General features: G+C 35.6%; 7 protein-coding genes and 1 pseudogene. 1 reads left to right on the top strand and 7 read right to left on the bottom strand.

The window, feature by feature from the left end; genetic code table 11:
• Positions 1-150 precede the first annotated feature (150 nt).
• The 6 genes and pseudogenes from FTU86_RS13650 to FTU86_RS13905 form a co-directional block, all read right to left on the bottom strand.
• Positions 151-1,191, bottom strand: coding sequence for an IS481 family transposase (locus tag FTU86_RS13650; RefSeq protein WP_160241744.1), 1,041 nt, complete (start codon positions 1,189-1,191; stop codon positions 151-153).
• Between the two features lie 257 nt (positions 1,192-1,448).
• A complete protein-coding gene (locus FTU86_RS13645) occupies positions 1,449-1,859 on the bottom strand; it encodes a PH domain-containing protein (protein ID WP_160241745.1) in 411 nt (136 codons plus the stop codon).
• 73 nt (positions 1,860-1,932) lie between these two features.
• Entirely contained in the window at positions 1,933-2,226 is a 294-nt protein-coding gene (locus tag FTU86_RS13640) for a type II toxin-antitoxin system RelE/ParE family toxin (RefSeq protein ID WP_000221359.1), read from the bottom strand.
• Positions 2,216-2,461 carry a type II toxin-antitoxin system RelB/DinJ family antitoxin gene (locus tag FTU86_RS13635; RefSeq protein WP_160232242.1) on the bottom strand — a complete coding sequence of 82 codons (246 nt, stop codon included), beginning with the start codon at positions 2,459-2,461 and terminating at the stop codon, positions 2,216-2,218. Before FTU86_RS13635 ends, FTU86_RS13640 begins: the two co-directional genes overlap by 11 nt.
• Before the next feature lie 82 nt (positions 2,462-2,543).
• The gene (locus FTU86_RS13630) at positions 2,544-2,699 is read right to left on the bottom strand and encodes a hypothetical protein (RefSeq protein WP_160241746.1); all 156 of its coding nucleotides are present in this window, start codon (positions 2,697-2,699) and stop codon (positions 2,544-2,546) included.
• Positions 2,673-2,968, bottom strand: a pseudogene (locus tag FTU86_RS13905) (integrase core domain-containing protein); the annotation flags it as partial. The pseudogene FTU86_RS13905 and the gene FTU86_RS13630, both read right to left, overlap by 27 nt.
• A 298-nt stretch (positions 2,969-3,266) precedes the next feature.
• Here FTU86_RS13905 and FTU86_RS13620 point away from each other — a divergent pair.
• Entirely contained in the window at positions 3,267-4,202 is a 936-nt protein-coding gene (locus FTU86_RS13620) for an HNH endonuclease (RefSeq protein ID WP_160241747.1), read from the top strand.
• 329 nt (positions 4,203-4,531) lie between these two features.
• Here FTU86_RS13620 and FTU86_RS13615 read toward each other — a convergent pair whose 3' ends face one another.
• Complete coding sequence (locus tag FTU86_RS13615; protein WP_004726814.1) at positions 4,532-4,903, bottom strand: hypothetical protein; 372 nt, start codon at positions 4,901-4,903, stop codon at positions 4,532-4,534.
• Positions 4,904-5,097 lie beyond the last annotated feature (194 nt).

Below are 5,097 nucleotides of genomic sequence, written 5' to 3'. Positions count from 1 at the left end.
GTTCAAATGGCGATTCAGCGTTTAATTGGTTTTGGGAAAAAAGAAGAGTTTAAGGAAATTTTGGCAATTTTAAGAAAGCAGAATCCTGATAGGATAAGGGTTCTGTGAAATTTGTCGTGTACAGAGCCATTTTTTATTGTGTCTGTCAGGTTAAATTTGAGCTAAATTCTTCTCAGCCCAAATCCGTTTTCCATCAAGTAAAGTTTCAAATGGTGTGCGACCACAACATATTTTTCCTTGATGAGTTCGTTCAGTATTATAGAATTTCAGCCAATCGTCTAGATCAACTTGTAATTCATCCAATGAGCTATAAAGCTTCTTCCTAAACGTAATTTGATAGAACTCCTGTAATATTGTTTTATGGAAGCGTTCACAGATCCCATTTGTCTGTGGTGATGCAGCTTTTGTCTTCGTGTGATCAATATCATTCACTGCTAGATATAACTCATAATCGTGTTGTTCCACCTTACCGCAATACTCAGTGCCTCTATCTGTAAGAATGCGAAGTATTGGTAAATTCTGAGATTGATAGAAATGTAATACACGGTCATTCAGCAAATCCGCTGCGGTAATCGGTGTTTTAGTTGTGTAGAGCTTGCAATGAACAACCTTGCTATAAGTATCAATAAATGTTTGTTGGTAGATCCGTCCAACACCTTTGAGATTCCCAACATAAAAGGTGTCTTGTGCTCCTAGATAACCAGGATGAGCTGTTTCTATTTCACCACAAGCAACGTCATCCTCATGCTTGCGTTCAAGCGCTGCTATCTGATGATCATTTAACTCAATTCCTTCTTGAGCCACTTTCACTTCAAGGGCTTTTAATCGCTTTTTAAAGTTCTCTAAATCATGGCGAAGCCAAATAGAGCGGACACCACTCCCTGAAACGAATACACCCTTCTTGCGTAACTCATTACTGGTACGGTGCTGACCATATGCAGGATATTGAATTGCAAAATCAATAACAGCCTGTTCAGTAGCATCATCTACGCGATTTTTATAATTTGGTACCCGACGGGACTTATTCATCAGTGCATCAATGTCACCAGAATTTACTAGTTCCTGATAGCGATAAAATGTGTCTCTGGACACACCCATCACTTTACATGCTCTAGATACATTCTGAAGTTCTTCAGCTAAATTGAGCAGACCTACTTTGTGTTTGATAATTTGATTGTTAGTATGCAACATAAGAAAGTTACCTTTTTTTGATTAAGATTTCGACACCTTTATCAAAACGGGTAACTTTCTCTTTTTCAAGAAGAATGTACGATCAAGTCTGAACTAATACACTTTAATAGCTAATATTTAATTATTCTAAAATTAACATAATACACGTTATACGAAGCTAAAAAATTGGGACTATCGCCTTAATTTTTATGTATTTTTTAAAATTTAAAGCCTAGATCCGAGTCTAGGCTTTTTCATTTCTTATAACAGCCATTATGTTAAATGCGAGAAGATACTTGTTTTATAAATTCAGTTTTATTTCTTGGCGAAACCATGATTGATTTATGAATACCATCTTTTTTATATTCAATTTTTATTCTATCTAAAGATAAAGCTGGAGCTGATAAAGAGTCTGATGTTTCCTTGATCTTTTCAATGCTACTCAATGGAATTTCCCACTTTAAGAATATACTGTGTATCTTTAATATCTCACCGTCGACAACATAGTATGTTGTTGGAATGGGTAACCAAACCACTAGAGCTAAAGAACTGAAAAGGACAGAAAAAATTATATCTTCATGTAAATTTTGGCTATCAAAATTACTATAGACCAAGGTTAAAAGCAGTAAAGAACTTCCTGTCAAAACTATAATCACCCACCAATCTATTTTTGATTTATATTTTTGCATTATTGAATTTCTCTAAAATTAACATAATGGCCGTTATACGAATTCAAAAAATGGGAGCTATAAGCTCCCATTTTTAGTCTTTAATGCGCTTTTTAGCTTCGTCATAAACTATGCTATCAGCTCGTTTCCCGACTGTGATGAGCAAGATAACTACCTGATCATCTTTAACTTGATAGACAAGTCTGACACCAGCTTTTAATAATTTAATTTTATAGCAACCTGCAAGATCGCCTCTCAGCATATTCTTTGGAATATGTGGCTGCTTTATGACTTTGGCTAGTTTCTTCTTAAATTGATCCCGTATAGCAACAGGGAGTTTTTCCCATTCTGCTGTAAAGTCCTTGTGACGTAAAAGCTTATAAGTCATCTAATGTGACTTCCTCAAACATCTCTTTAGGGTCATTAATGCGCTTACGGACAAGAGCTAACAATTCTTCATCTTCTTCTGAAAGCAAAGCTTTTTTGACAGGTAGTTTCCCAGTCGTAGCAACATACTCAAGAATACTAGTAAAGAAATCTGTAGGTGTAATACCTTGTTCTTTAAGGATGGAATAGGATTTTTCTTTAAGGGCTTCATCGACCCTGAAGTTAACAGTAGCCATCATATCTCCCAGTTATTTAATGTACTAGGAGTACTGTAATGCAAATTGCATTACAAGTCGACTTCGTATAACCGCCATTATGTTAAATAGTAGGGTTTGAGTCATCTTCACTACATGTTTTTAAAGCAAACTCTCGTTGTAAAATTTTTTTAGAGTCTTCTGAAAGATTTGATAGATCTAGATCATCTATTGTTTTTCCAGCAGCTTTTGCATAAGCCCATAGTGGAGGACATTTCATTTTTAGCCACTATGCGGATGATTACAATTGTAATCTTCGATCCCACTTGGAAAACATCTCATGACGGTTTCAGCATCCAGCACATCATTCAAGTATACATAATCCACTTTAAACGTCTTTACAAATGCTTCAGCCATCCTATTGCTTTGTGGACTGCGAATCGCTGTTATGCAAATACGAAATCCTAATGACTGAGCAAAAGTACGTCTTGGACGAGCAAGGGCTCTATGTCCAAGCAAATGTATGAACCATTCTACTTGTCCCAACCTGAGTAACCTTCCCTTATGCGAATTGTTCTATGGATTTCCTACTTGGATTGATGTTCGTAAGCACAACATGCTGTACGAACGTGAATCTAATTAGGAAAAATTCACAAAAAAAACAAATACAACAATATTTTTTAATAAAAACACTAATCCCTAGTAAAAAATATTATAAATATTATCAATAATATATAAAAATTATGCATGTTTTTTAATCAAAATTATATAATTCCGATAATAATACCATTTACAAAATAGAATAATCATATGATGATATTGGAAAATTCTTAGAGGTTGATGATCAATGAAAATGAAAGTGAAAGATTACGTAGATGCACAATTAGAAGAGTACAGAGGATCTGATTCAGTCAATTTCTACTGGTGTAATAATAGTCAGACAGGTGATGAAGAAAGGAGTGGTGGCTTCATTTGGTCACCATTCGAGAATGCGGATGGAAGCTTCAATATGTCATATCAACGTATGACTGAGGTCCAACCAGGTGACATCATTTTCTCTTATGCTAAAGGTCAAATGCAGGCTATAGGTGTTGCAAAAACTTCAGCTTACAAAGCACCAAAACCTCATAAGACAGTAGAGTACTGGTCAACAGATGGATGGAAAATAGATGTGGACTTCTCTACTTGCGAAAAGAAGATTAAGTTGAAACCATTCATAGATGAGTTCAAGCATCTCTTACCAGCAAAGTATGCTCCTATGAATTCACTGGGAAATGGTAATCAAGGATCTTACCTAGCTAAGATCGACCTTGGTTTAGCATCATACTTACTCAACAAACTAGCCATTACTAAAATCTACGATCTTGATCTAAAAGATGCTCTAAGTGATGTTCCTGAGACATGCAAGCAAGTCATGACATTCCAGCGAATTGGTCAGGCCGCATTTAAAAAGTCTCTAATGGATGTGTACCAAGGACGTTGCCCAATTACAGGTATCACTGAACCAACTTTGTTACGTGGCAGCCACATTAAAAGATGGGCTGATTCAGATAACTCTGAGCGATTAGACCCTCATAATGGCTTCCTTTTTGCTGTGCATATTGATGCTCTTTTCGATAAAGGGCTCATTACTATTGATGATGATGGGCGTATCTTGTCATCTGACCAGAAGGTGCATGATCTTCTCCTACAAATGAACGTAGATACCACAGCACAAATACCTCTTAGTCGAGAAAACAAATACTATTTAGTCTGGCACCGGAAGCACCTATTCAAGGGGTAACTACACTGTCCGACACAAAAACCAGGCCCACTCTATACTGAGTGGGCCGTCTTATTTGAATCGTGCAACTCGGTACACAGTTGCAATACCATAACTTACTGCCTTCGCGATTTCCTCTTTCAATAATGGGTATGCACAGGCAGTTAGTACTTGCTGGACTGCAGTAATTTTAAAGTTTTCCTAAAATTAACATAATACACGTTATGCGAAATTAGAAAAATGAGTTTATTGCACTGATATTTATCTGTTTTTTAAATTTTAGACCTGGGTTGGTGCCCAGGTTTTTTTATTGCGTATAACAGCCATTATGTTAAATAGGGCTTTTAAAATTATTCTTCAATAGAGTTTCCATCAAGGTCATATAGCTTTACTTCTCTTGCACCAGTATTAAGAAATAACTCCTTAAAAGCTCGTATTTCAATCTTAGTTAAATTACCTTGTATCGGCTCCATTATTTGGACAATCGTAATAGGAGCTGTAAACTTGAAAAAAGATAAACCGTTAGAATGGTGTCTCATTAAAGCTTTTAATGTTGTTGTAGCGCTTTCAAAATCTGCCAAAATCATTCTTGGGTGATCATAAGGTGATTTAGGAATTTCAGTTGCTTTGACTGTGCCATTCTCTGCCATCAAACTTATACGGTTTTTATAAAAATGTATCCATATTGCTTTAGGATATTTTTTTAAATCGTCTCTTATCATTTTAGTTCTTAACTTGGATGTTCATTTAATTATAAATATATATTTTTTTTAATTTCAATTGGATAATTCGGCACTGTTGCAAATAGAGATTTGAGTCGATGATGTTCCCTTTAAAAAGTACTTAGAGACCGAAAACCCTGTTGATTAGACACACTTCACCCTGAGGCTGACCATAATAAAATGACGATGCTTGT

The sequence above is a fragment of the Acinetobacter sp. YH12155 genome, from assembly GCF_013418255.1.
Classification (GTDB): Bacteria; Pseudomonadota; Gammaproteobacteria; order Pseudomonadales; family Moraxellaceae; genus Acinetobacter; species Acinetobacter indicus.
Note: the sequence above shows the minus strand (reverse complement) of the source record. Positions and strands in the feature narration are given on the sequence as shown.